General features: G+C 35.2%; 22 protein-coding genes. 15 read left to right on the forward strand and 7 right to left on the reverse strand.

Annotated features, from left to right (window positions below):
- The first annotated feature begins 31 nt into the window (after window positions 1–31).
- Window positions 32–1,936 (forward strand): ferredoxin-like domain-containing protein, encoded by a 1,905-nt coding sequence (locus tag AC6H33_RS03560; RefSeq protein WP_497605590.1) that lies wholly within the window; start codon window positions 32–34, stop codon window positions 1,934–1,936.
- Window positions 1,937–1,953: 17 nt separating this feature from the next.
- Here AC6H33_RS03560 and AC6H33_RS03565 read toward each other — a convergent pair whose 3' ends face one another.
- Window positions 1,954–3,252, reverse strand: a complete 1,299-nt coding sequence (locus tag AC6H33_RS03565) for an alginate export family protein (RefSeq protein ID WP_497605591.1) — start codon at window positions 3,250–3,252, stop codon at window positions 1,954–1,956.
- A 145-nt stretch (window positions 3,253–3,397) separates the two neighbouring features.
- On the opposite strand from AC6H33_RS03565, the gene pyrH reads away from it, so the two are divergent.
- From pyrH to AC6H33_RS03595, 6 genes are all read left to right on the forward strand, one after another.
- Window positions 3,398–4,111 carry a UMP kinase gene (gene pyrH, locus AC6H33_RS03570; RefSeq protein ID WP_497605592.1) on the forward strand — a complete coding sequence of 238 codons (714 nt, stop codon included), beginning with the start codon at window positions 3,398–3,400 and terminating at the stop codon, window positions 4,109–4,111.
- 296 nt (window positions 4,112–4,407) lie between these two features.
- Window positions 4,408–4,626: a DNA-directed RNA polymerase subunit omega gene (locus AC6H33_RS03575; RefSeq protein ID WP_497605593.1), complete on the forward strand. Its 219-nt coding sequence runs from the start codon at window positions 4,408–4,410 to the stop codon at window positions 4,624–4,626.
- A 4-nt stretch (window positions 4,627–4,630) separates the two neighbouring features.
- Window positions 4,631–6,784 (forward strand): RelA/SpoT family protein, encoded by a 2,154-nt coding sequence (locus AC6H33_RS03580; protein WP_497605594.1) that lies wholly within the window; start codon window positions 4,631–4,633, stop codon window positions 6,782–6,784.
- Window positions 6,785–6,833: 49 nt separating this feature from the next.
- Window positions 6,834–8,033 carry a tyrosine--tRNA ligase gene (gene tyrS, locus AC6H33_RS03585; RefSeq protein ID WP_497605595.1) on the forward strand — a complete coding sequence of 400 codons (1,200 nt, stop codon included), beginning with the start codon at window positions 6,834–6,836 and terminating at the stop codon, window positions 8,031–8,033.
- The gene (locus AC6H33_RS03590; RefSeq protein ID WP_497605596.1) at window positions 8,033–9,124 is read left to right on the forward strand and encodes a nitronate monooxygenase; all 1,092 of its coding nucleotides are present in this window, start codon (window positions 8,033–8,035) and stop codon (window positions 9,122–9,124) included. The genes tyrS and AC6H33_RS03590 overlap by 1 nt, the downstream gene beginning before the upstream one ends.
- A 9-nt stretch (window positions 9,125–9,133) precedes the next feature.
- Complete coding sequence (locus AC6H33_RS03595) at window positions 9,134–10,543, forward strand: N-acetylmuramoyl-L-alanine amidase (RefSeq protein WP_497605597.1); 1,410 nt, start codon at window positions 9,134–9,136, stop codon at window positions 10,541–10,543.
- 18 nt (window positions 10,544–10,561) lie between these two features.
- Here the strand turns inward: AC6H33_RS03595 and AC6H33_RS03600 are convergent, their stop codons facing one another.
- The 3 genes from AC6H33_RS03600 to AC6H33_RS03610 are packed head-to-tail and all read right to left on the reverse strand — an operon-like array spanning window position 10,562 to window position 14,233.
- On the reverse strand, window positions 10,562–11,641 hold the full coding sequence (locus AC6H33_RS03600) for a DHH family phosphoesterase (RefSeq protein ID WP_497605598.1): 1,080 nt from the start codon (window positions 11,639–11,641) through the stop codon (window positions 10,562–10,564).
- Window positions 11,642–11,655: 14 nt separating this feature from the next.
- Window positions 11,656–13,827, reverse strand: a complete 2,172-nt coding sequence (flhA, locus tag AC6H33_RS03605; RefSeq protein ID WP_497605599.1) for a flagellar biosynthesis protein FlhA — start codon at window positions 13,825–13,827, stop codon at window positions 11,656–11,658.
- A gap of 4 nt (window positions 13,828–13,831) precedes the next feature.
- A complete protein-coding gene (locus AC6H33_RS03610; RefSeq protein ID WP_497605600.1) occupies window positions 13,832–14,233 on the reverse strand; it encodes an RrF2 family transcriptional regulator in 402 nt (133 codons plus the stop codon).
- A 136-nt stretch (window positions 14,234–14,369) separates the two neighbouring features.
- Between AC6H33_RS03610 and rpsO the strand changes: the two genes are divergently transcribed.
- Window positions 14,370–14,645: a 30S ribosomal protein S15 gene (rpsO, locus tag AC6H33_RS03615; RefSeq protein ID WP_497605601.1), complete on the forward strand. Its 276-nt coding sequence runs from the start codon at window positions 14,370–14,372 to the stop codon at window positions 14,643–14,645.
- A 37-nt stretch (window positions 14,646–14,682) separates the two neighbouring features.
- Here the strand turns inward: rpsO and kdsB are convergent, their stop codons facing one another.
- Window positions 14,683–15,399, reverse strand: a complete 717-nt coding sequence (gene kdsB / locus AC6H33_RS03620) for a 3-deoxy-manno-octulosonate cytidylyltransferase (protein WP_497605602.1) — start codon at window positions 15,397–15,399, stop codon at window positions 14,683–14,685.
- Window positions 15,400–15,463: 64 nt separating this feature from the next.
- On the opposite strand from kdsB, the gene AC6H33_RS03625 reads away from it, so the two are divergent.
- Genes AC6H33_RS03625 through trpC form a run of 4 tightly spaced genes read left to right on the forward strand, consistent with a single transcriptional unit; the run spans window position 15,464 to window position 18,591 of the window.
- Entirely contained in the window at window positions 15,464–16,159 is a 696-nt protein-coding gene (locus tag AC6H33_RS03625; RefSeq protein WP_497605603.1) for a tRNA1(Val) (adenine(37)-N6)-methyltransferase, read from the forward strand.
- On the forward strand, window positions 16,147–16,530 hold the full coding sequence (locus AC6H33_RS03630) for a YkgJ family cysteine cluster protein (protein ID WP_497605604.1): 384 nt from the start codon (window positions 16,147–16,149) through the stop codon (window positions 16,528–16,530). The genes AC6H33_RS03625 and AC6H33_RS03630 overlap by 13 nt, the downstream gene beginning before the upstream one ends.
- Window positions 16,520–17,803 (forward strand): tetratricopeptide repeat protein, encoded by a 1,284-nt coding sequence (locus AC6H33_RS03635; protein ID WP_497605605.1) that lies wholly within the window; start codon window positions 16,520–16,522, stop codon window positions 17,801–17,803. The genes AC6H33_RS03630 and AC6H33_RS03635 overlap by 11 nt, the downstream gene beginning before the upstream one ends.
- Window positions 17,800–18,591, forward strand: a complete 792-nt coding sequence (gene trpC / locus AC6H33_RS03640) for an indole-3-glycerol phosphate synthase TrpC (RefSeq protein ID WP_497605980.1) — start codon at window positions 17,800–17,802, stop codon at window positions 18,589–18,591. Before AC6H33_RS03635 ends, trpC begins: the two co-directional genes overlap by 4 nt.
- A 21-nt stretch (window positions 18,592–18,612) precedes the next feature.
- Here the strand turns inward: trpC and AC6H33_RS03645 are convergent, their stop codons facing one another.
- Entirely contained in the window at window positions 18,613–19,056 is a 444-nt protein-coding gene (locus AC6H33_RS03645; RefSeq protein WP_497605606.1) for a GatB/YqeY domain-containing protein, read from the reverse strand.
- Between the two features lie 77 nt (window positions 19,057–19,133).
- Here AC6H33_RS03645 and flgH point away from each other — a divergent pair, with 77 nt between their 5' ends.
- The 3 genes from flgH to AC6H33_RS03660 are packed head-to-tail and all read left to right on the forward strand — an operon-like array spanning window position 19,134 to window position 22,488.
- A complete protein-coding gene (gene flgH, locus AC6H33_RS03650; protein ID WP_497605607.1) occupies window positions 19,134–19,856 on the forward strand; it encodes a flagellar basal body L-ring protein FlgH in 723 nt (240 codons plus the stop codon).
- The gene (locus AC6H33_RS03655; RefSeq protein WP_497605608.1) at window positions 19,801–21,270 is read left to right on the forward strand and encodes a hypothetical protein; all 1,470 of its coding nucleotides are present in this window, start codon (window positions 19,801–19,803) and stop codon (window positions 21,268–21,270) included. The genes flgH and AC6H33_RS03655 overlap by 56 nt, the downstream gene beginning before the upstream one ends.
- Window positions 21,271–21,273: 3 nt before the next feature.
- Window positions 21,274–22,488, forward strand: coding sequence for an EAL domain-containing protein (locus tag AC6H33_RS03660; protein ID WP_497605609.1), 1,215 nt, complete (start codon window positions 21,274–21,276; stop codon window positions 22,486–22,488).
- Here AC6H33_RS03660 and AC6H33_RS03665 read toward each other — a convergent pair.
- Window positions 22,469–24,112, reverse strand: a complete 1,644-nt coding sequence (locus tag AC6H33_RS03665; protein ID WP_497605610.1) for a SulP family inorganic anion transporter — start codon at window positions 24,110–24,112, stop codon at window positions 22,469–22,471. The genes AC6H33_RS03660 and AC6H33_RS03665 overlap by 20 nt on opposite strands.
- Window positions 24,113–24,116 lie beyond the last annotated feature (4 nt).

The following is a 24,116-nucleotide window of genomic DNA, read 5'->3' on the forward strand; positions in this document are numbered from 1 at the left end:
GTGACTATATTCGATAGAGATCGGAGTTACAATGCAAGAGTTACAAAAAGCTTATGACGCAAGAGCAAAAAAAGTAAATAAGATAGAAGAGATAAAAGCGCTTAGAACTCCAAAAGAGGCATTTGAGATGCTGGAGCACTATGCGCAAAATGGTTATGACTCAATTTTAGATGAGGATAAGAGCTACTTTTTAAAATGTTTTGGAATCTATGATAAAGATTCACAAACACCAAAACAGTTTATGATACGAGTCCGTATAACTGGTGGCTATCTAAATGCTACTCAAGCAAAAGTTTTAGGCGAAATCGCAAAAGATTTTGGAGAGGACTATATAGATATAACTACAAGAGCGCAGATAGAGTTTCGCTTTATAGATATAGAAAATATACCGCTGATTTTTGAAAAGATGAGAGCAGTTGGAATAAGTTCTTATCAGACTGGTGTAGATAATTTTAGAAACATAGTAACGGACCCGCTTGATAGTGTAGGTTTTGATAATGTTCTGCCATCATTTTCACTCCTAAAAGAGCTTGAGAGCACTTTTTTACATGATTATGAGTGGATAAGTGCTCTTCCAAGAAAGTTTAACACTTCAATTACAGGCTCAATCTCAAACAGATGTAACGCCTTTAGCCATGACTGCTGTTTTGTGTTGGCTCAAAAAGATGGTATCTATGGTTACAACATCTACCTTGGCGGAAAAGTTGGCAAAGTTGCAAAAAGTGCAGATATTTTTGTGCTTCCAAACCAAGTAAAGAGCGCATACAATTCGCTAACAGATATTTTCGCAAGATTTGGATTTCGTGACAACAGAAACAAAAACAGACTCTCTTTTTTAATTGATGCCGTTGGTATGCAAGAGATAAGCAGTGCCATCAGAGAAAACGCAGGTATAGATTTTGCGACTGCTGGTGAGACGATGACAAAGCTTGATTTTAATGACCCAGACCACGGAAAGGTACAGTTGCGTGATGGAACTTTTGGAGTTCATATGGTTGTTCCCGCTGGAATATTTAGCGGAAGCGACTTGATAGAAGTTGCACACTCAAGCGAGAAATTTGGAAATGGCGAAATCCGTTTTGACATAGAGCAGAGTGTTTATATATTTGGCGTTAGAGATTATGACTCACTTCTACAAGAGAAGATATTTCAAAAATATAGAAGTGTAGATTCGCCATACAAAAACCATCTAATCGCTTGTGCAGGTTCACAGCACTGCTCATTTGGAGTTATAGAAAACAAGAGCGATGCGCTAAATATGGCGGAGTATCTTGAGCAAACAGTACCGCTAAGTGATGCAAGAGTGAGAATGTACTGGTCTGGATGCGTAAAAGGATGCGGTTTACACGGGCTTGGAGATATAGGATTTGAGGGGTGTAAAGTAAAAATAGATAACGAGATGGAGGGCGGTGTACACATATCCTTAGGCGGAAAAATAACAAGCGAAGGGCTTGAGGGATACAGCGTTATAAAATCTGCTCCACTTAAATATGCAAAGTTTTATGTAGAGACTCTTATGCTTGAGTATAAAAGATTAAAAAATAGAGATGAGAGTTTTGAGCTATTTAACGAGCGAGTTCTAAAGCTCTACACACCCTCTGCAATAGGCTTTTTAATGAAACTAGGCGCTTATTTGAGAGCGCATGATATAGATATAGAGATGGGTTTTAGTGAAAAAGTAAACAGCGGAAAAAATGAGGAGTTTGAGCTCTTTGAGATAGGCAGAAAGCTATACTATAAGCTCTCACAACAAGAGGCATATTCGGCGTATGAGAGATTTACAAACACTCTTAAAAATGAGAAGTTACAAAATATTCGCTCTTTGGTACCAAATGTAGATGAAAATCTTGCTCTGCTTTGTGAGAGAATCTTAGACACAAAAGAGCAAAACAGAGCGGTGGTTTTCTCAGAAGTCTCAGAGCTTATAGCGCTTTAATTAAATAAAAGATTTTTTTAAAAACTATAAGTAAACTGAGCAACTAAACCAAAAGCATTTTCATCACTTATATCGCTTCTTGTTCTCATAGCCTCTTTGATGTAGCCCCCGCTCATAAAGTAACCTACACCAAGAAGAAGGTCTATATTTTGGGAGTATTTGTACGTTGTAAAAATATCTATCTCATCTCCATAGTGATCATTTTGCATTGAGGAGATTGTGTAGCTTAACCACTTGTTTGTTGGCTCATCTGCATAAAATTTATGGTATTCAAGTTTTATATTTGTCTTTTTATCTGGTTCATAGATGGCAAATAGCTCATAATCTTTTATGTTTACCCACTGCATGATGTTTAATCTACCGTAGTACTTGTCACTTGCCCCAAAAACAGAGTCAAAAGTTTCATTGTCTTTAGTATTTGGGTCGTCTCCACTTGCGTATGTATAGCCTAAGCCGATTTTTGTACTGATAGGTTTAAAGTTATATCCGCCATCAGCATGAATACCAAGACCATCTATAGAAACACTCTCATAATTTAACTTTGTTTGTTCTCCAAAAGATTTTATAAATGTTGCATCAAAAAACCAGCTGTATAAATCCTTGTCATAGACTCTAGCTCCAGCATAGTAGCTCTCAAGCGAATCATAAACTTCTCTTCTTTTATCATTTGTCTTATATGCTAAAATCGGCTCAAATGCTGCATTTTGCTTATATACATAGTGTCCATACATACCCGCACCATAGTATCCGTGGCGATGATTTAAGCTAAACTCATCTGGATCATGAAGCATCATTGCTCCATAGAAAAAATCTAAAAAATTATCTCCGTCTTTGAGCGATACTTTAATAGCATCCCAAATCCATTTTCCAGAGTTTTTCCACTCTCCTGGACCATAAACTCTTAAATCTCCATAAGTGATTTTTTGTCTTCCTGCTGTTACTTCAACATTTTTGTCTCTGTATTGTAAAAATGTTTCATGCAACTCAAAAAAATCACTTTGCGTGCTATGAACTTGCCCAAACTCTTTGTTATACCAATCATCACTTGAAAAGCCCCAGTCAAAAACTCTTGCATCTTGCATAGATATTTTTGCATTCCAGTTGTCGTTGAAGTTGTATAACAGCCCGAGTTGTATTCTTGACATAAGATAGCTATCATGAGCCTCGCCAAGAGCTGGTTTTGTTCCATAATATTTTTCATTCATGTTGTCAAAACTCTCATAACGAAGTCTTACTTGTCCTTCATAGTCAAACTCCCCATATAAAGAAGAGGCTAGTAGCAGAAGAGGAAGAGTTTTTTTGATACTTTTTCTCATAATAATTCTCCAAATTTTTTATTTTTGATAGCGAAGTATACTCAAATATATAACGGGTGTCAAATGTAGTAAAATAGTTTCTAAAACAAAGCAATATCAAAGACAAACTTAAGTACAATTCGCGCAATTTTAACAAAGGAATTGCATGGCTAACAAACGGGTATTGGTTAAGTTTTCAGGCGAAGCTTTGGCGGGTGAAGCTGGTTATGGAATTGACACTAAAATTTTAAACTTCATCTCTCAAGAGATTAAGTCTTTGGTAGAAGCTAATATTGAAGTCGGCATAGTTATAGGCGGTGGAAACATCATCCGCGGTGTAACAGCGGCACAAGATGGAATTATTAAAAGAACTTCTGGTGATTACATGGGAATGTTAGCAACTGTAATCAACGGAATAGCGATGCAAGAGGCTTGTGAACATGCGGGACTTCAGGTTCGTATGCAAACAGCTATAAAAATGGAGCAAATCGCAGAGCCATATATAAATCGTCGCGCAGTGCGTCATTTAGAAAAAGGACGTGTTGTTATATTTGCAGCAGGAACTGGAAATCCATTTTTTACAACAGATACAGCAGCAACGCTTAGAGCAGTTGAAATTGGTGCTGAAGTAATCATCAAAGCTACAAAAGTTGATGGTGTTTACGATAAAGACCCAAATAAATTTAGTGATGCTATAAAGCTTCAAGAGCTCTCATACGAACAAGCTTTAAGTGACAATATAAAAGTTATGGACGATACATCAATAGCCCTTGCAAAAGACAACTCACTTCCTATTTTGGTGTGTGATATGTTTAAAAAAGGCAATCTGTTGGATATTTTGAAAAATGGAAATATGCAAAATTGTTCAATAGTAAAGTAGGTTTTTAAAAGGACTTTGTTCCTTTTGCGGACTTATCTGACACGTAAGTGTCAAGCTTTAGTAGCCCGTGCTGCTTTAGCGAAGCAAAAGGGACTTTGTTCCTTTTGCGGACTTATCTGACACGTAAGTGTCAAGCTTTAGTAGCCATAGCGGCTTTAGCGAAGCAAAAGGGACTTTGTTCCTTTTGCGGACTTATCTGACACGTAAGTGTCAAGCTTTAGTAGCCATAGCGGCTTTAGCGAAGCAAAAGGGACTTTGTTCCTTTTGCGGACTTATCAAATAAAAAAGGATTAGAAATGAAAGTAGAAGTATTAACAGCAAAGATATTAGACAATAACCCAAACATGGATCGCTACCAGTTAGCAATTGCAGTAGCAAAAAGAACAGATGAGCTTTTAAATGGCGCTGTAAGCAAGTTGAATGTTTCTAAAAAAGTTAAGACAGCTGATTTGGCTCTTATGGAAATCGCTGAGGGCTTTATTGTTATAAAAGGCTTTGTTGATATAAAAAAATAGTGAGTTGATTTTGAGCCAAGTTAATATAGAACAGATCAAAAAAATAGATACTATTGACTCGGCTACAGAGTATCTATTTGCTCAAATCCAACCAAGTGAAACTCTTCAAAAAGCTTTAGAGTACTCTAAAGCTGCTCATGTAAACCAGTTTAGAAAAAGTGGTGAGCCATATATTATCCATCCAATTTTAGTAGCAAGTATTGTTTCATCTATAACTAAAGATGAGGCAATGGCAATAGCTGCACTCCTTCACGATGTTGTAGAAGATACCCAAGTCGGTATAGATGAGATAAAAGAGGTTTTTGGCTCAGAAGTAGCTCATCTTGTTGAAGGCCTCACAAAGATAGATGCAATTAGAGATGCAGAACTTATCCCCTCAAATTCTAATGAAAAACTAGTAGTATCAGCACTCTCTTTTCGCAAGATGCTCCTTGCTAGTATCAAGGATGTAAAAGTATTGGTTGTTAAGCTGTGTGACAGACTTCACAATATGCTCACCCTTGAATCTTTATCGCCACAAAAACAGCAGAGAATTGCAGAAGAGACTCTTGTTGTTTATGCACCAATTGCTCATCGTTTAGGTATCTCTTTTTTAAAAAATCTGCTAGAAGATTTAAGTTTTTCAACTCTTTTTAAAGAGGAAAAAGCGCAGATTGATAATTACCTTGATCTTCACTACCACGCTATCGAGATGAAGCTTACAGAGTTTAGAGAAGCTATCGAGAAGATTTTGGTACAAAATGGTTTTTGTGAAGATGATTTTGAAGTACTATCTCGTGTAAAACACAAATACTCTATATATCTTAAAATGCAGAGAAAGGGTGTTGGAATAGAGGAGATTTTAGATCTCTTAGCGCTAAGAATTTTAACAGATGATCCAGTTAAGTGTTATAACATTTTGGGTCTTATACATCTTCATTTTCAACCTCTCTCTTCAAGGTTTAAAGATTATATAGCTGTTCCAAAAGATAACGGTTATAGAACAATTCATACAACTGTTTTTTATAAAACTGCTATTTTTGAAGTACAAATAAGAACGTACGATATGCATGAAACAGCAGAACTCGGTGTTGCTGCACACTGGAAATATAAGAGTGGCGGCAATGATAGTATTAAGCTAGACTGGCTTCATAATCTAGGCTATCAAAATGAGTCAGTAGAAGAGTTCTATGACTTGATTAAAAATGACTTATACAGTGAAGATATATCAGTTTTCTCTCCAAAGGGAGAGGTTTTTACTCTTCCTCGTGGGGCGGTAGTTCTTGATTTCGCTTATGCTGTTCACTCTCATGTAGGAAATCATGCAAAATCTGCACTTGTAAATAAAGCAAAGACATCACTTATAAATGAACTTCATAATGGTGATATAGTTAAGATAAATGTTGATGAAAATATTATCACAAGATGTAGTTGGCTTGATGCCGTAAAGACATCAAAAGCTAAAACAAATATGAAATACAACTGTAATGCAAGAGTAAGAGAAGTTGACTCAAAATCAGGCATAAACATAGTGGCGACTGCCATGAACTTAAGCAGTTTAATAGTTGAAGAGTGGTTTGAAAAAAACAACTGCGATAAAAAAGCAACAATTGCTACTGACATAGAGCATCTTAGGGATGTAGTTCATAGATATTTAGCTGAAGTTGACAAAAACAGCCGTATAAAAGGCTTTATTTCAAGACGCAGATTTAAACTCAAACTATACAGTTTTAGGGGATTAGAGTTATATAGCACATCAAATATAAGTGATGTTGTTTTTGATTACTGCTGTCACCCAAAAAATGGTGATGAGGTTATGGCATTTTTAGAAAAAGGCAAAGCACACGTTCATCATAAAATGTGTTCAAGCGCAACTAAAAAACTAGATGAAAAAGAGGCGATGGTTTTTGTAAGATGGGAAAAATTAAACATCTACAACTATAATATGATTGTTTCTCTTCACAGCGGAGTAGGAACATTAGCGGAGTTTTTAAACTTTCTAGCTAAACTAAAAATAGATATAAATCAGATTGAGCTTGGAAAAAACAAGAGCGAATCTACACGCTATTGTGAAATAGGTTTTGAGTCAAAAGAAGCCGATATTAATGCACTGCGTGCTAAAATCGAGCAAAAAATAAAACTAATACATTTTATTCGTACAGATGATGCGTATAGATAATTATGATTTTTAAAGTTAAGAAGAACTAAATTAAATAGGGATATACAGTATGTTAAAAGAGGCTCTAAGCGAGATACAAAGAGGAAGTGCTGAAATCATAGATGAGCAGAGAATTGAAAAGTTATTAAAAGCTTATTTTGAAAAAGGCGAGACATATACAGTTAAAGCTGGCTTTGACCCAACGGCACCAGATTTACACCTAGGACACACAGTTCTTCTTCAAAAATTAGCAATTTTTCAAAAATATGGTGCAAAAGTACAGTTTTTAATAGGTGATTTTACTGCTCAAATCGGCGATCCATCAGGTAAAAGTGCGACTAGAAAGACATTAAGTGCAGTGGATATTTTAGAGAATGCAAAAAGCTATAAAGAGCAAGTTTTTAAAATACTAGATGCTTCTAAAACTGATGTTGTATTTAACTCTGAGTGGATAAATCCTCTTGGAGCTTCTGGAATGTTAACACTTACTACAACTTTTAACGTTGCTAGAATGCTTGAGCGCGATGATTTTGATAAAAGATATAAGAGCGGTACATCTATCTCAATAAGTGAATTTATCTATCCGCTTCTTCAAGGGTATGATAGCGTTCATTTAAAGAGTGATATAGAGATAGGCGGAACTGATCAGAAGTTTAACCTTCTAATGGGAAGACATTTACAACGTGCTTATGAGACAGGAAAAGAGCAGGCTGTTTTAATGATGCCTATCCTAGAAGGTCTTGATGGTGTTCAGAAAATGAGTAAGTCTTTGGGCAACTATATTGGTGTTGCAGATGAGCCAAATGAGATGTTCGGAAAAGTTCTTAGCATCTCTGATGAGTTGATGTGGAGATATTATGAGCTTCTAAGTTCAAAAACATTGGCAGAGATAGAGCTTATAAAAAGCGGTGTTGAAAATGGCACGCTTCATCCAAAAAAAGTTAAAGAGGAGTTGGCAATTGAGATAACTGCAAGGTTTCACTCCTCCTCTGCTGCACAAGCTGCAAAAGATGAGTTTGATAGAGTTCACTCAAATAACCAAATTCCAACAGAAATAGATGAGTTTTCTTTAGATGGAGCTACTTCTATTACAAAAGCGCTTGTAGATTGCCTCTTAACACCATCTACATCACAAGCAAGAAGAGATATTAAGCAAGGTGCTGTTAGAATAAACCAAGAAAAGATTGATGATGAAACTCTATTGTTAGAAAGTGGAGAGTACATACTTCAAGTTGGAAAAAGAAAATTTGCAAAGTTAAAGGTGAACTAATGGGATATAAATCATTAAAAATCGGTAAACATATTATAGAAAAACCAATAGTTCAAGGTGGAATGGGTGTTGGTGTAAGCTGGGACAGACTTGCAGGAAATGTATCAAAAGAGGGCGGACTTGGTGTAATAAGTGCCGTTGGAACAGGCTATTATGAAGATAAAAAACATGCTTCAAAGCTTGTAGCAGGAAGACCGCTTGACGCACTTGGTTTCTACTCTAAAGAGGGTTTTGATGCAATTATAAAAAATGCTAGAAAGATTTGCGGAGATAAACCACTCGCTGCAAATATTTTATATGCGATTAATGATTATGAGCGTGTTGTAAGAGATGCTTGTGAGAGCGGAATTGATATAATCATAACAGGAGCTGGACTTCCTACAAATATGCCAGAGTTTACTGAAGGGTATCCTGATGTTGCCCTTGTTCCAATCGTCTCATCTGCTAAGGCTCTAAAGATTATCTGTAAAAGATGGCAGAAGAGATACAACAGACTCCCAGATGCAGTAGTGTTAGAGGGTCCAAAGAGTGGAGGACATCAAGGTTTCACTTATGAGCAGTGCAAGATGGAAGAAAACCAGTTGGAAAATCTGGTTAGACCAGTTGTGGAAGAGGCTGCTCTTTGGGGAGATATTCCAGTTATTGCCGCTGGCGGTATTTGGGATAAAAATGATATAGATGAGATGATCTCTCTTGGCGCATCAGGTGTTCAAATGGGAACTCGCTTTATCGCAACTCATGAGTGTGATGCTCATGACAACTTTAAAAAAGTACTTTTAGAATCAAAAAAAGAGGATATTCAGCTATTTTCATCTCCAGTAGGATACCCTGCTCAAGGAATCAGAACAAATTTAACACTGCTTGTAGAGAAGAGAGAAGGTCCAGCGATAAAATGTATCTCAAATTGTGTTGCTCCTTGTAATCGTGGAGAAGAGGCAAAAGAAGTAGGTTACTGTATTGCAGATAGGCTGAGTGATGCTTACAATGGAAACCTTGAAACTGGGCTTTTCTTCTCAGGGACAAATGGATACAGAGTTGATAAAATCATCTCAGTTAAAGAGTTGATTAATAAGTTAGTAGATGGTGAATAGTTTAAAAATATGATTAGACTTTTTTTACTACTACTGTCTCTTTTTATAGTCTCGGGACTGTATGCCAATAGTGAAATACTAGAACGTGCAGAAAAACATATGCAAAGTGGTTCACAAAGTGATATGTTTCGCGCATATAATGATTACAAAAGTCTATATCTTCATTCGGTTGTAGAAAATGACAGTGATTTAAAAACTAAATGTTTAAATGGCATTGTAGTTAGTGGAAATCAGCTTCATATAGATGTAACAAAATATGAAGCAGAACTAAAAATCCTCTCTAAGAACAACTATAATAAATCAGAAACAAAAGCCACTAAGACAACAAAACGTCTCCAAGATATACATGTAGAAACACTTGCAAAATTAAAATCAACTTCATGGCGCGATGAAACACTTCTTCTTGAGTTTGATAACAGTATAAGCAGTGAACAGATTAACTATTTTACTCTGCATGATAGTAGAAAAGGTAAGTATAGGTATGTTTTTGATATAAAAACTTCCATGCTTACAAGTTCACAAAATATAAACAAAAATAACATCAGTAAAATTAAAATAGCGCAATACAACCCTAATACATTACGCTTGGTAATAGAAAATAACTCACCAATTCAAGTTTCAAAAAATATAGAGAATAACACACTTGAGATTGCTTTTGGTGTAGAAGGTGCTACTGAATTTGCAGAGAAAAAAGTAGAAGAAAAAACAACTTCTCAAAAAGTAACTCAATCAAAATCAAATAAAAATAAAACAGTGGTAATTGATCCTGGCCATGGCGGAACAGACCCTGGAGCTATTGGATATAAAGGTTACAGAGAAAAAAATGTAGTTTTTAGTATCTCAAAAGAGTTAGAAAAGATTTTGAAATCACGTGGTTATACAGTTTTAATGACAAGAAAAGATGACACATTTATCAAGTTAAGCAAAAGAACAGAGTATGCAAATGATAAGAAAGCAGATATATTTGTGAGTGTTCACGCAAATGCAGTTCCAGCTGCAAATGCTGTGAATGTACAGGGAATAGAGTGCTATTTCTTATCCCCTTCTCGTTCAGAGAGAGCAAAAAAAGCTGCTGCTCAAGAGAACTCTGCAGATATGAGCGATATGAATATGTATGGCAAAGATAGCTACTTAAACCTCTTAAACCATCACAATATCTTAGCTTCAAATAAACTAGCAATTGATTTGCAAAGAGGAATGCTTGGGTCTCTCAATCAAAAGTATAGAGATGTGAAAGATGGTGGAGTAAGAGAGGGTCCTTTTTGGGTGTTAGTTGGAGCTCAAATGCCTTCTGTTTTAGTTGAAGTTGGTTTTATATCACACCCAAAAGAAGCAGAGCGCTTAGCAAATAATACCTATACAAGTATGTTAGCAAGAGGTTTGGCGGATGGTATTGAGCGCTATTTTACTAATAATTAAAGTAGTAAAAAAAGAGATTTAGTTCTCTTTTTTATACTCCAAATCTCCAGCAACTGACTCTTTTTCATTTATTATTTTTTCTATCTGTTTTTTTACTAAGTCGTATCTATATTGCTCTTTAAAGCCTATAATGCGTCCACCAGCAGCATTTGGATGTCCGCCGCCACCACACCACTCTTTTGAAATCTGAGAGACACTTACACTATTGTTTGCCCTAAAGCTCATTGTACCTCTAAAGCTTACATCAACGATAAAATCGTACTCTGGGTAGGCAAGTAGAAATCCGTTTCCTATGATTGAAGTGTTTCCAACTCCATAACTAAGGAAGCCTCTATAGCCTTTGTAGTAGATAGTTTTTTCATCTTTTGCATCTCCTAAGAGTTTTACAATAAAAGTAGTTGCTAGGTTATCTAATGTGTCATTTTTATCTATTTTAAAAAACTCTTTCTTTAGCATATGGATTTTCTCGTCTAAAACAATAGGAGCATTCACATCATCAATATATTTTACTGCTTCATGTAAAAGAGAGAGTTTGTAGTTATTGTCTTGTTCGGCAAACATAATCTTATTTAGCTCTCTCATCTCACTAAGAAGGCGCATACAAACTTTGCCATACTCAAAGTTTGCCACCTCTTGCATCTTCCATAAATCAACAGCATTAACGATATTTACAAACTTTTCCATCCACAGCGGAGCATCAAGATTGAAGTTCTCTTTTGCATAATCATAAGTGATTTTTGTAGCTGATCTATTAGTATCTAGGAAATACCAGCTATATTTTTGAGCGCTCTCTTCTCCAGTTCCATGATGGTCTAGCAGTAGAAGTTTTATCTCTTTTTTAGAGCTGTTTAGTTTTTCAACTTCACTGTTTATCCATCTTGATTCGTCTGGCGTTAAATTTAGATCAGTTACTAAAATAGTTGCATCTTTGTCGCTGCTTATTACATTTTGTAAAATAAGCTCTAGTGTCTGTTTTACCTCTGCACCATAATTTGCGTTATAGTTAAATAGTTTATATGGTGTGTATTTCATAACTAACTGGCAACTATAACCGTCTAGGTCTGTATGTGAGAGGTGGTGGATTATTTTATCGTTCATTTTTTTCCTTAAATTTACTTATTTATAGAGATGGAGCCCATAACTTCAAATGTAGCACTAGAGTCTATCTCTGCATGAGAGAGTGTAACAACCTCAAGAGAAAATCTCTCAAAGATTTCTGCTACACCTCTTCTTAGTTGCGGATCAACGATAAGAACAACTGGAGAGATTCCTTTTTGCAACAGTTCCGCTGCTTTAGCGCTTGTTGCTTGGATGAGTGCGTTTATCTCAGTTACATTTAAAAGAAGATTTCGCATCCCATCACGCTCCTGAGATTTTTCTAAAAGAAGTTGCTCAGAAGCTGTGTCAAATGTTAAGAGTCTGATAACCCCATCATCAGAAGCGTACATTTGAGTAATGATACGAGAGAGTTTAGCTCTAACTTGTTCTGTGATTATCTCAACATTTTTTGTGTACTCAGCAATGTCGGCAATTGTTTCTAGGATAGTAAGCATATCTTTGAGCGGTATTTTTTCATGTAGAAGAGCTTTAAGAACTCTTTGAACAAGCCCAATTGAAGCCACTTTTTGAACATCATCGATAATAACTGGAAAGTCATTTTTGATTTTAGTTATAAGAGATTGTACCTCTTGGCGAGTTAAGAGGTCTTCAGCATTTTTCTTAACAAGTTCACTCATATGTGTTGATATAACAGTGGCAGGATCAACAACTGTGTAGCCATTTATAATAGCATCTTCTTTTTGGTTTGGAGTAATCCACATAGCATCAAGTCCAAAAGCAGGCTCTTTTGTCGGCTCTCCTTTTATATCTCCAGTGGCCATTCCGCTATCCATCGCTAAAAATTTATCTGGAACTATTTTCCCCTCACCGATAGATATTCCCTTTAGAAGAATTTGATACTGTTGAGGCTGAAGATGAAGGTTGTCTCTTATACGAACTTGAGGCATTAAAAAACCAAAATCAGAAGCAATTTTTCTTCTCATAGAGCGAATTCTCTCAAGTAAATCCCCGCCTTGCGCACTATCTGCTAGACGGATAAGTTGATATCCAAGAGTAAGTTCAAGCATCTCTACTTTTAATATGTCTTCTAGTGCAATCTCTTCTTCTTTAGCAATCTCTTCATTCGTTTTTTTAGGTTTTAGAGCACTTTTCTCTTTTGCTTGTATCTCTTTCTCTTTTGCGGATGAAATAGTAGCTACATTTAGGATAGTAAGTTCACCTCTTTCATACTTGTAGAGTGACCATCCAAGAAGTGCAAATAGTATACCAACTAGCCCCATGGAAGCGGTTGGAAGACCTGGAACAAGAGCAAAAAGAATCATAATTGCACCAACAATCATCATTATTTTTGCATTGCCCATTATCTGATTGATAGCACCCTCTGCAAAGTTGTCACCATCTCCAGAAGAGCGCGTGATCATAATACCAGTCGCAGTTGAGATGATAAGTGCAGGAATTTGTCCAACTAAACCATCACCAATAGTTAAAAGTGTAAATACAGAAGCGCTATCACTAACGCTCATGTCATGTTGAAAAACACCTATTAAAAAGCCACCTATGATATTTATCAGAGTGATGATGATACCAGCAACAGCGTCACCCTTTACAAACTTACTAGAACCATCCATCGCTCCATAAAAGTTTGCATCTTGAAGGATTTCTGCTCTTCTTCTTTTTGCCTCTGCATCATCAATAAGACCAGCGTTAAGATCCGCATCAACTGCCATCTGTTTACCAGGCATCGAGTCAAGTGTAAAACGAGCTGCAACTTCTGCAACTCTAGTTGAACCCTTTGTTATAACCATAAAGTTTATAAGCACAAGGATAGAAAAAATAACGATACCAATTACATAGTTTCCACCTACAACAAAATTTCCAAAACTTGTGATGATGGAGCTTACTTCATCGGGACCTTGATGCCCATGGCTGAGAATCATTCTAGTAGTTGAGATATTTAGCGCTAGTCTAAAGAGTGTCAAGATAAGAATAAGCGTTGGAAAAGTTGTTAAATCTGTCGGTTTTGGTACATACAATGAGATAAGTAAAATAAGCACGGCAAGAGCCATAGAGATAGTAAGAAACAGATCCAGTACCGCAGAAGGAAGCGGAACTATGATAATGGCTAAGATAGCCATTACAAAGACAACTACACTTAAATCTTTTTGCCCTATAAGGAAGTTTAGTGTTGTGCCAATTTGCTCTCTAGTAGTTAATTTTTTTGCCAATCTACTACTCTAAAATATCTGCTAAAGTTAAGTCTGCTAAAAAAGAGTCTATTTTCCCTTGTAGTTTATTTAGAAATGGCCAAAGTGAGCATAACTGAGCTTTTCCTGATGGACAAGAGTACATAGAAGGTGAGCAGTCAAAAACAGCTGGAGCCTTTCCCTCAACTGAAGACATTACATTTAGCATCGTTATATCTTTAGGCTCAAGCAGAAGCGCAAAGCCGCCATTTACGCCTTTAAATGACTTTAAAATTCCATGCTTTGCCATGGCTTGAAGAATTTTTGCTAGAAAACTTTTAGGAATTGAGAGTTGAGTTGATAGTGTTTCGCTATCCATTGGGGCAGAGGCTTTAGATAGGACTATTAGTGAGAGTATCGCATATTCACTAGCACGAGTTATTAACATATTTATTACTTTATTTTATTTTTGTAAATTATATCAAAAGAAGTTGAAATAAAAGACGAAATCAGATATTATTTCACTTCAACTTTATACACTGATTTGTGTGACTGTTAGATTAAAATACCTTTTGGAGGCTATCATGGCTTTAGATTCGGCTAAAAAACAAGAAATTGTTACAAAATTCGGACGTGGTGAGAATGACACTGGTTCAAGTGAAGTTCAAATCGCTCTTTTAACAAAAAGAATCAGTGATTTAACTGAACACTTAAAAGTGTTCAAAAAAGACCATGCATCAAGACTTGGTCTTTTAAAATTAGTAGGACAACGTCGTCGTCTTATGAAATACTATAAAAGAAAAGATAAAGATGCTTATCTTAAACTTGTAGCAGAATTAGGTATTAGAGATAATATCTAGTTTTACTAGAGTGAAGCTAGATGCTTCACTCAAAGTGTTATAGAAATATCTCTACCGCTCTTTTCAAATCTTCTTCTGTATCTATCCCAAAACCTGTACTTGCTACTTTAACCATACTTATCTTTTTTTGATGATAAATTGCACGAAGTTGTTCTAGTTTTTCTATATCTTCTATTGGCGCATCGCTAAGGTTGCAAAATTCACTTAAACTCTTTTTACTAAAACCATAAATCCCTATATGCCCAAAATATGTAGCTTCTCCGCTTCTGTTAAAAGGTATCGCTGAACGAGAGAAGTAGATAGCGTTGCTCTTATCATCAAGAACTACTTTTACCATGTTTGGGTCTTGTGCTGATTCACTGTTTATAGAGTTATAGCAACTAGCCATAATAAAATCTTCGCCATCATTTTTTAGATTTTTTAGTCTCTCTATAAGCATTTCTACAACTTGTGGCTCGATAAAAGGCTCATCAGCTTGAACATTTATAACAATCTCATCATCTGCTAGATTTAAAATATTTGCGCACTCATTAATGCGGTCTGTCCCACTTTTGTGAGTAGTTGAAGTCATCATGACTTCTATGCCATAAGCTTTACACGTAGAGATGATAAGCTCATCATCAGCTGCCACTACAACTCTATCTAAATGTGCAACTCTTTTTGCGGTTCTAACAACCATCGGCAGACCACCAATATCTGCTAATACTTTTTGAGGAAACCTTGTTGAGGCGAGTCTTGCTGGAATAATTATCATTTAAAGCCTTTAAGATATAATTACAAAATTATATCCAAAAATGAATTTTTAGGACTTTTTTTATATGCTTCTTTACCAACCCTTAAGTGGATATTGCTATAACAGTGACTCAATATTTTTATATGATTTTATTAGCTCTTTTAAACCAAAGGGAAGAGTTTTGGATGTTGGAGCAGGTTGTGGTGTTGTTGGGTTATTAGTAGCAAAAGAGAATGAAAAAGTTGAATTAGAAGCGGTTGAAAAGCAAGAGCTTTTTGTAGAGTATGCAACAATCAACGCTAGAGTGAACAAAATACCTTACAAAATTCATAAAAGTGACTTTTTAGAGCTTGATGAAGGGCAAAAGTATGACTACATAATCTCAAATCCGCCTTTTTACCATGATGGAGTGACAAAAAGTGAAAATGAGATGTTATTTAATGCAAGATATAATAGCAACTTACCATTAGAGAAATTTTTTAAAAAAGTCTCAAGAGTATTAAAGCCAAATTCGCACTTTATATTTTGTTATGATGCATCGCAGTTTGGACTGATTTGTGAAGAGTTGAGCAGAGTTAAAATGAGAGCAGTGGATGTGCAGTTTATTTATCCAAAGATAGATAGAGTAGCTTCACTTGTTATGATACACGCAAGAAACGGCTCGAAGTCACTTATGAAGATTTGGCCCCCATTTATCAGTTTTGATGGTGATGAGTTTTCAAAAAAAGCACAAGATATATATAAAAAAGCTAGCACACAGAGTATAAAATGTCAGATATGATAAAAAAAGATGGATACGATTACACGTTTAATCCCGCAGCATGTCAAACATGTCAGGCAAAATGTTGCACAGGAGAGAGCGGATATATATATGTAAATGCTTCAGAGATAGAGGCAATAGCTCTATTTTACGATATTAGTGTTGAAGAGTTTAGTAAAAAATATCTCTTTAAAGTTGGGTACAAATACTCGATAAAAGAGAGAAAAACAGAAGATAGTTATGAGTGTGCTTTTTATGACAGAGCAACAAATGGATGTTTGATTTATGATGTTCGCCCAACTCAGTGCAGAACATTTCCATTTTGGGACTATTTTAAAACAAGAGTTGATGAGTTAAAACTTGAGTGCCCAGGAGTAGTAGATGCTATATAGTATAAAACTGTTTTTGATTACAATACTATTTTTTAGCGGATGTAGTGCTATAAGTGAACCATCTGTTAAAAAAGGACATGAGAAGAGCTTTGAGTATGAAGATGTTTACATAATGACAGGGTTGTATTTAGAAGAGCTTCAAGACTACAATAGCTCTTCAAAGATGTTTGAGACTCTCTTCCTTGAAACAAATAAAAAAGAGTATCTCTATCGTTCACTAAAAAATGACTTAGTTGCACAAAAATTCGAGAGAGTAGTTCAAAGAGTTGATTTAGAGAAAAATATTGAAGATGATTATGAACTATTAAAGATTAAAGTAGTTGCTCTTATAAAGCTAGACAGGGCTCTTGAAGCAAAAAAGTTGGCTATAAGACTTGGTGAAATTTCAAAAAATATTGACGATTATCTCTTAGCTGCTGATGTTTATACCAAGCTTCAAGAGTATGAAAATGCAGTGGCATATTTAGAAAATATATATGTTACAAATCCACATGAGAAGATAATAGACAGAATTACTACTATCATGTATGTTGATTTAGATAGAAAAAAAGATGCGATAACCCAGCTAGAAGCACACTCAAGAATATATAGTTGTTCAGAGTTTATATGCAATAAGCTTATAGGATTTTATAGCAATGAAAATGATCTAGACGCTCTTTTGTCAACTTATTTAAGAGTTTATAAGCTAAATGAAAATGTGGAAATAGCAAAAAAGATAATACAGATTTATGGCTATAAAAGAGACTATAAAAGTATGAGAGAATTTTTGCAGGAGAACAAAATAGATAAAGAGCTTTTACTGCAACTATATATCCAAGAAAAAGATTATAAAAAAGCAACATCTATAGCAAAAGAGCTTTATGAAGAGACAAAAAATGTTATGTTTTTGGCTCAAAGTGCAATTTTTGAGTATGAGAGCAGTGAAGATAAAAATAACAAGAAAATGCTTGATAGTGTAGTATCAAAACTAAAAGAGGTTGTAAAAACAGATAAAGATGCCATGTCTCTTAACTATCTAGGCTATTTGCTAATTGACCACGATATAGATATAAAACAGGGAATGAAGTATATCGAAGAGGTACTAAAGATAGACCCTAATTCCGCATATTATCTTGACTCTTTAGCGTGGGGATACTATAAACTAAAAAATTGTAAAGAGGCACTAAAAATTATGAAAAGAGTACAAAAACTTGAGGGCGGAGATAACGAAGAGGTTTTAAAACATATAGAGATGATAGAAAAATGCAACAAAAACACAAAAGGGATGAAATGATTTTAGATGAGATAATCAAAAAAACAAGAGAAGATGTTATAAAAAGAGAGAGTGAGTTTTCTCTTGATTGGTTAGGTCGTTCACTTGCATTTAACGCTAGAGCGCCAAGAGATGTATTTCCTTATTTAACAGCAACAGAGCAAGACCCATACAGAGTTATAGCTGAAGTTAAAAAGGCTTCACCTTCTAGAGGTGTCATAAGAGAAAATTTTGATCCAATAGCAATCGCTCAGAGTTATGAAAGAGGAGGGGCTAGTGCTATATCTATACTTACTGAGCCTCATTTTTTTCAAGGAAACTTAGACTATTTGGGTCAGATAAGAAGATACGTTGGCATACCTCTTTTGAGAAAGGACTTTATAGTTACAAAGTATCAGATACTTGAAGCTATGGTTCATGGTGCTGATTTTATACTATTAATAGCTGCAGCACTTAGTAAAACAGAGCTAAAAGAGCTCTTAGGATATACAAGACACTTAGGTATGGAAGCGTTGGTTGAGGTTCATGACAAGAGTGATTTGATAAAGGCTATCTATGCAGGAAGCGATATTATCGGGATAAATCACAGAAACTTGCAAACTTTTGAGATGGATATGAACCTCTCTTATGAGTTAATTCCAATGATACCAAATGGTAAAGTCATAGTAGCAGAGAGCGGAATATATGAGCATGGACAACTAGAAGATTTAAGCAAAGCGGGAGTTGATGCTTTCTTGGTAGGTGAATCACTTATGAGAGAAGATGATGAAGAGGCTGCATTAAAAAAATTAAAATTTGGTAGCAACTAGAGTAAAAAAACTCTAGTTAATTTATGAGAGCAGTGCTTTAGCGCACTCGCTTACTCGTTTCCCGTCTGCTTTGCTTGATAGCTCTTTGGTCGCTGTTCCCATCACTTTTCCCAAATCTTTTATAGTTGAAGCGCCTGTTTTTGCTATGATATCTTTTATAGCTAATGAAAGTTCCTCATCACTTAGTTGAGCTGGTAGATACTCTTTGTAGTATGCTATTTCATCGAGTTCAATCTGCATTAAATCTTCTCGATTTGCATTTTTATACTGAGTAGCTGCATCATCTCTTCTTTTTACTTGAGAGAGAATTATTTTTATAACATCATCATCGCTAAGCTCTTTTCTCTCATCAACTTCTATCTGTTTAAATGCACTGCTTAGAAGTCTTAGAGCATCTCTTTTTTTAGCATCCTTAGCTTTCATAGCCTCTTTTATATCGTTATTTATGGTATCTCTTAGATTCATTTTTTACCTTTTATGTGTGGAACTATTTTTGCTATGATTATAACTAAATAAAGAGATTAAATATAAAGAGATATGTAATGATAAAAAAAATTTTACTGGTTTTGATGCCCATTTATGCTATACTTTTTTTGTCTGGGTGCACCGCAAAACTAAGTGATCCTGATATTGATTTTGAGCCTCCTGCTTATGTTGAAGAGATGCCTGCAAAAGAGGATAACAAAGACTTTACTTCTGTTGGAAGTGTTTTTGGGCAAGGGGAGAATCCTCTTTTTTCAGACCATAAGGCTATGCATGTCAACGATATTGTTACCGTTGTTATCTCTGAGAATGCACAGAGCTCAAACACTGGTTCAAGACAGTTAAGCGAGAGTGACTCTTTAAATCTTGGCGGAGGAGCTTTTACTTCTACTGGGAGCAACTCTGCTGTTAATTCAGCAGTCAGTAAGCTAAATGGCATAGCAAATCTAGGGTTTGGAAGCACTTCTGATAGTGCATACACTGGAAAAGGGAGTGCTACAAAAGATGCCTCTTTTACTACAACTGTTTCTGCTAGGATAGTAAAAGTTTTACAAAATGGAAACTATTTTATCGCTGGAAAGAGAGAGATTTTAGTAGATAATCAAAAGCAGATTATTCAAATCGGTGGAGTTATCCGCCCTTATGATATCGATCAGGGGAATAGAATAAACTCTTCACAAATGAGTGAAGCAAAAATTCTTTATAAAACACAAGGGGATGTTGAAGGTGCTACACAAAGAGGTTGGGGTACAAAAATTATTCAGTCTGTTTGGCCATTTTAGTATTTTTTTACTATTTACATCCCTAACACTTAGTGCGGCGGAGAGTTTTAAAGATTTTAAAAAAGTTCAAACAGAGTCGTTTCAAACATATAAAGATGAGAGAGATAAAGCTTTTAATGCGTACTTAAAGCAGGAGTGGAAGGCTTATATAGAGCAAAAACCTGCTTCTCTTTATGAAGAGCCAAAACCACAAGAGATTATTCCACTAAAGCCACAAGCAACAACTCCTGTTGGTCCGAAAATTTATATTAAACCAAAAGATGAAATAAAAAAAATAGATAATAATGCTTCCATATATGTAGAGATTGAGGTAGCTCCAAAAAAAGCAAAAAATACTACTTTTGATTTTTTTGGAACACAACTAGGCTTTGATGTATCGCAAGATTTAAAAAAAGCTACATATTATCCACAAAATCAAATAGGAATATCAAACTTTTTCTCAAAAGCAGCATCAAGTGAGTATGAGGCTCTTTTATCTGATATAGATAAAACAGCAAAAGAGATGAATCTAAATGATTGGGCGATATATCTGCTTGTTAGTAAAATATCGCAGAAAGCATTTAGTGATGAAGATAGCTCAAATCTTTTGAGCTGGTTTTTGTTAAACAAGCTTGGATACTCTGTAAAAGTTGGGCTATCAAACAAACATATTCTTTTGATGCATTATTCAAAAAAAGTAATATATGCTACTCCAAACTATAAATTTAATGATAAAAAATTCTATGCAGTAAAAAATTATGCAAAAGGCGGCACAACTGTTTTCTCTTATGAGCAAGATTATCCAAATGCTACAAAAGAGCTTGATTTATCACTTCATACTCTTCCAAATTTTGAAAAAAAAGTTGAAAAAAAACTACTAAATTTTTCTTTACTTGGAAAAAAATATGATGTGCCAATCTCTTATGATAAAAATCTTATAGAGTTTATGGCAACTTATCCTCAGGCTGACTATGAGGTATTTTTTAATGCACCTCTTGAAAAAAGTACATACAATGAGCTACATGACGCATTTAAAGAGTATATTCAAGGAAAAAAAGCGAGTGAGGCTATGAACTTTGTCCTTCACTTTGTTCAGAGTGCTTTTAAGTATGAGGTAGACCATGAGCAGTTTTCAAGAGAGAAAGTTATGTTTGCTCAGGAAACTCTCTACTATGATAAGTCAGACTGTGAAGATAGAGCTATACTATTTTCATATTTGATAAAAGAGTTCTTTGGTATCAGTGTAGTTGGAGTAAAATATAAAGATCATATGGCAACAGCACTCTATATCCCACTTGAAGGAGACAGCGTGTCTGTAAAATCTAAACGCTTTGTTGTAGCAGACCCAACATATATAAATGCCACAATTGGGATGAGTATGCCAAAATATAGAGAGATAAAGCCTGAAAATTATATTATTATTAAAGAAAATTAGCGTATGAATAAAGAAAATGATTCACTGACAAATGTTGCAAATAGATTTGCTTTAATAGAGTATTTACAAAGCGTAAAAAATGCAAATCTCTTTTTAATAGATATAGACAATTTTAACAATATTAACAACGCTTATGGTTTTGCAATAGGAGACTTGGCTCTAATAGAGATAACACGTCTTCTAAATATGGCAAAACCATATAAGGCGAAAATATTTAGAGTAAACTCAGATGAATTTGCTGTTGTTTGTGTTGATATAATGAGTTCTCAAAAACTCTCAGATATTGCAAGTTCTATCATCTCTTTTTTCGATCAGAGCGAGATAGATATTTCAGATGATATAATCGTAAAGGTATCAGTAAGTATAGGCATATCTATCGGCCGTGGTGCAGAGATACTAAATGATGCAAGAACAGCTATCAAAGAGCTACGAGAGCATAAACGAGGCTCTTTTAAAATATATGACCCAACTTCTATTTTTATTAAAAAGCAGCAAGAAAATATCTACTGGGTGCATAAGATAAAAGAGGCTTTTGAAGACGAGAGGCTGATTACTTATTATCAGCCAATTGTAAATAACGAAACAAATAAAATAGAAAAATATGAGTGTTTGATTAGGATAGTTGAAAATGGAGTATTGACTCCACCGATAAGATTTATGGAAGCCTCAAAACTAACAGGTACTCTCTCTTTAGTTACAAAAACAGTGATTGAACAGAGTTTTAAAAAGTTTAGTGATACTAGTTTTGGATTTTCTATAAATATAACAAGCACAGATTTATATCTTAATTTTTTAGAAGAGTATCTTCTAAGAAGTGCAAAAAAGCATAATATTTGTCCATCAAGAGTCTCTTTAGAGATTTTAGAAGATATTGACACCCTTGATACTAAAGAGATTTTAACACAGCTAAACTCCCTTAGATACCACGGTTTTAAGATTTCAATCGATGATTTTGGAAGCAGAAGTTCAAACTTCTCAAGACTATTAGAATTTTCTCCAGATTATCTAAAAATAGATGGCTCTTTTATAAAAAACATACTAAGCGATAAAAAAAGTTTAACTATAGTAGAAGCAATTGTTCTTTTGTGCAAAAAAAGCAATATCAAAGTTGTAGCAGAGTTTGTTCATAGCAAAGATGTCCAAGCTAAAGTAAAAGAGCTTGGAATAGAGTATTCACAAGGATATTACTTTGGAGAGCCTAAGGAAGAGTTACTATAAGCTCCTTAGCCTGTTTTAGGGCTTTTGTGAAGGAGTCTTGGATGTTATCTTCCCCTATTAGAGAGGTTATTCCATCTTTACTAAGGTCTTTGAGTACTGATTTTTGAACTCCTGAGAGTAGTATCTTTACGTCTGATTTTTGTAGTGTTTTTATCATCTCTTGAAAATTATGAAGTGCTGTTGAGTCCACAAAAGGGACATGTCTCATACGTATAATGATGATTTTACTACTTAGTCCTATATTTTGAATAACTCCTGAGTACTGCTTTGCAGAAGCAAAAAATAGCGGGCCGCTAATCTCATAGATAGAGATTCCATCAGGAACTCCAGAGTAATCCTCTAGCACATCGCTATCAACGTTGCATGGAGTTTTTATCCCAATATCTGCCATTCTTTTCATAAATAGAAGTGAAGATAGAACAACACCTATCTGGATAGCAACAGTCAAATCAACAAAAACAGTTAGTAAAAAAGTGCTAAGAAGTACGATAATGTCAAAACCAGAGCCTCTAAGTATAGAGACAAAAGAGCGCCATTCGCTCATGTTGTATGAAACTACTATAAGGATTCCAGCGAGTGCGGACATAGGGATTAGCTTTGCGTAACTTGCAAAGATTAGCATAATTAAGAGTAGTGTTATTGAGTGAACGATTCCAGCTATTGGGGTTCGTCCGCCATTTTTTACATTTGTAGCTGTCCTTGCTATTGCACCAGTCGCAGCGATGCCTCCAAAAAATGGAGTAACTATATTTGCAACTCCTTGAGCGATTAGCTCTGTATTTGAGCGGTGATTTGAGCCTATCATACCATCAGCTACAACAGCTGAGAGAAGTGACTCTACTCCTCCTAGAAGTGCAATGGTTAGGGCAGGAGCTATGTAGATATATAAGTTGCTTAGCTCAAGAGTTGGAATTTGAAGTGCAAATGAGTTTGGAATCTCTCCAAAGAATGTCTCAATTGTAGTGACTGGTATAGAGGCAATCTGAACAAATAGAGTAATGCCAATAATAGCTATAAAAGAGCCAGGAATTTTTGTTGTCACTTTTTTTGAGTATATCGTTATGAGAATCGTAGCAACAGTAATAGAGAGAGCGTACAAGTTTGTATCGTTTATGTTTGAGAAGTAAGTTAGCCATTTGTTGAAAAATTCTGATGGTAGTTTTTCTATGTTTAGGCCGAGTGCATCTTTGATTTGCGTTGAAAATATTACAACAGCTATACCGCTTGTAAAGCCCACAATTAGGGGGTGAGGAAAATATTTTAAGAGATTTCCAAGGCGCAAAAAGCCAAATATGACTAAAAAAACTCCAGCCATTATAGTTGAAATCATAAGCCCATCTATACCGTACTCCTCAACAATAGCGTAGAGTATAACTATAAAAGCTCCAGTTGGACCCCCAATTTGAACTCTGCTTCCACCAAGGATAGAGATGATAAAACCAGCGACTATGGCGGTAATAAGCCCTTTTTCTGGAGATACTCCAGAAGCAACTGCAAATGCAATTGAGAGAGGAAGAGCAACAATGCCTACAACAATACCAGCAAAAATATCACTGCTTAACTGCTCTTTATTTATTCCATTTTTTAGTAAACTAAAAAACTTAGGTTCAAAAACATTGTTCATTTAT

It is taken from the genome of Sulfurimonas limnophila (genome assembly GCF_059705345.1).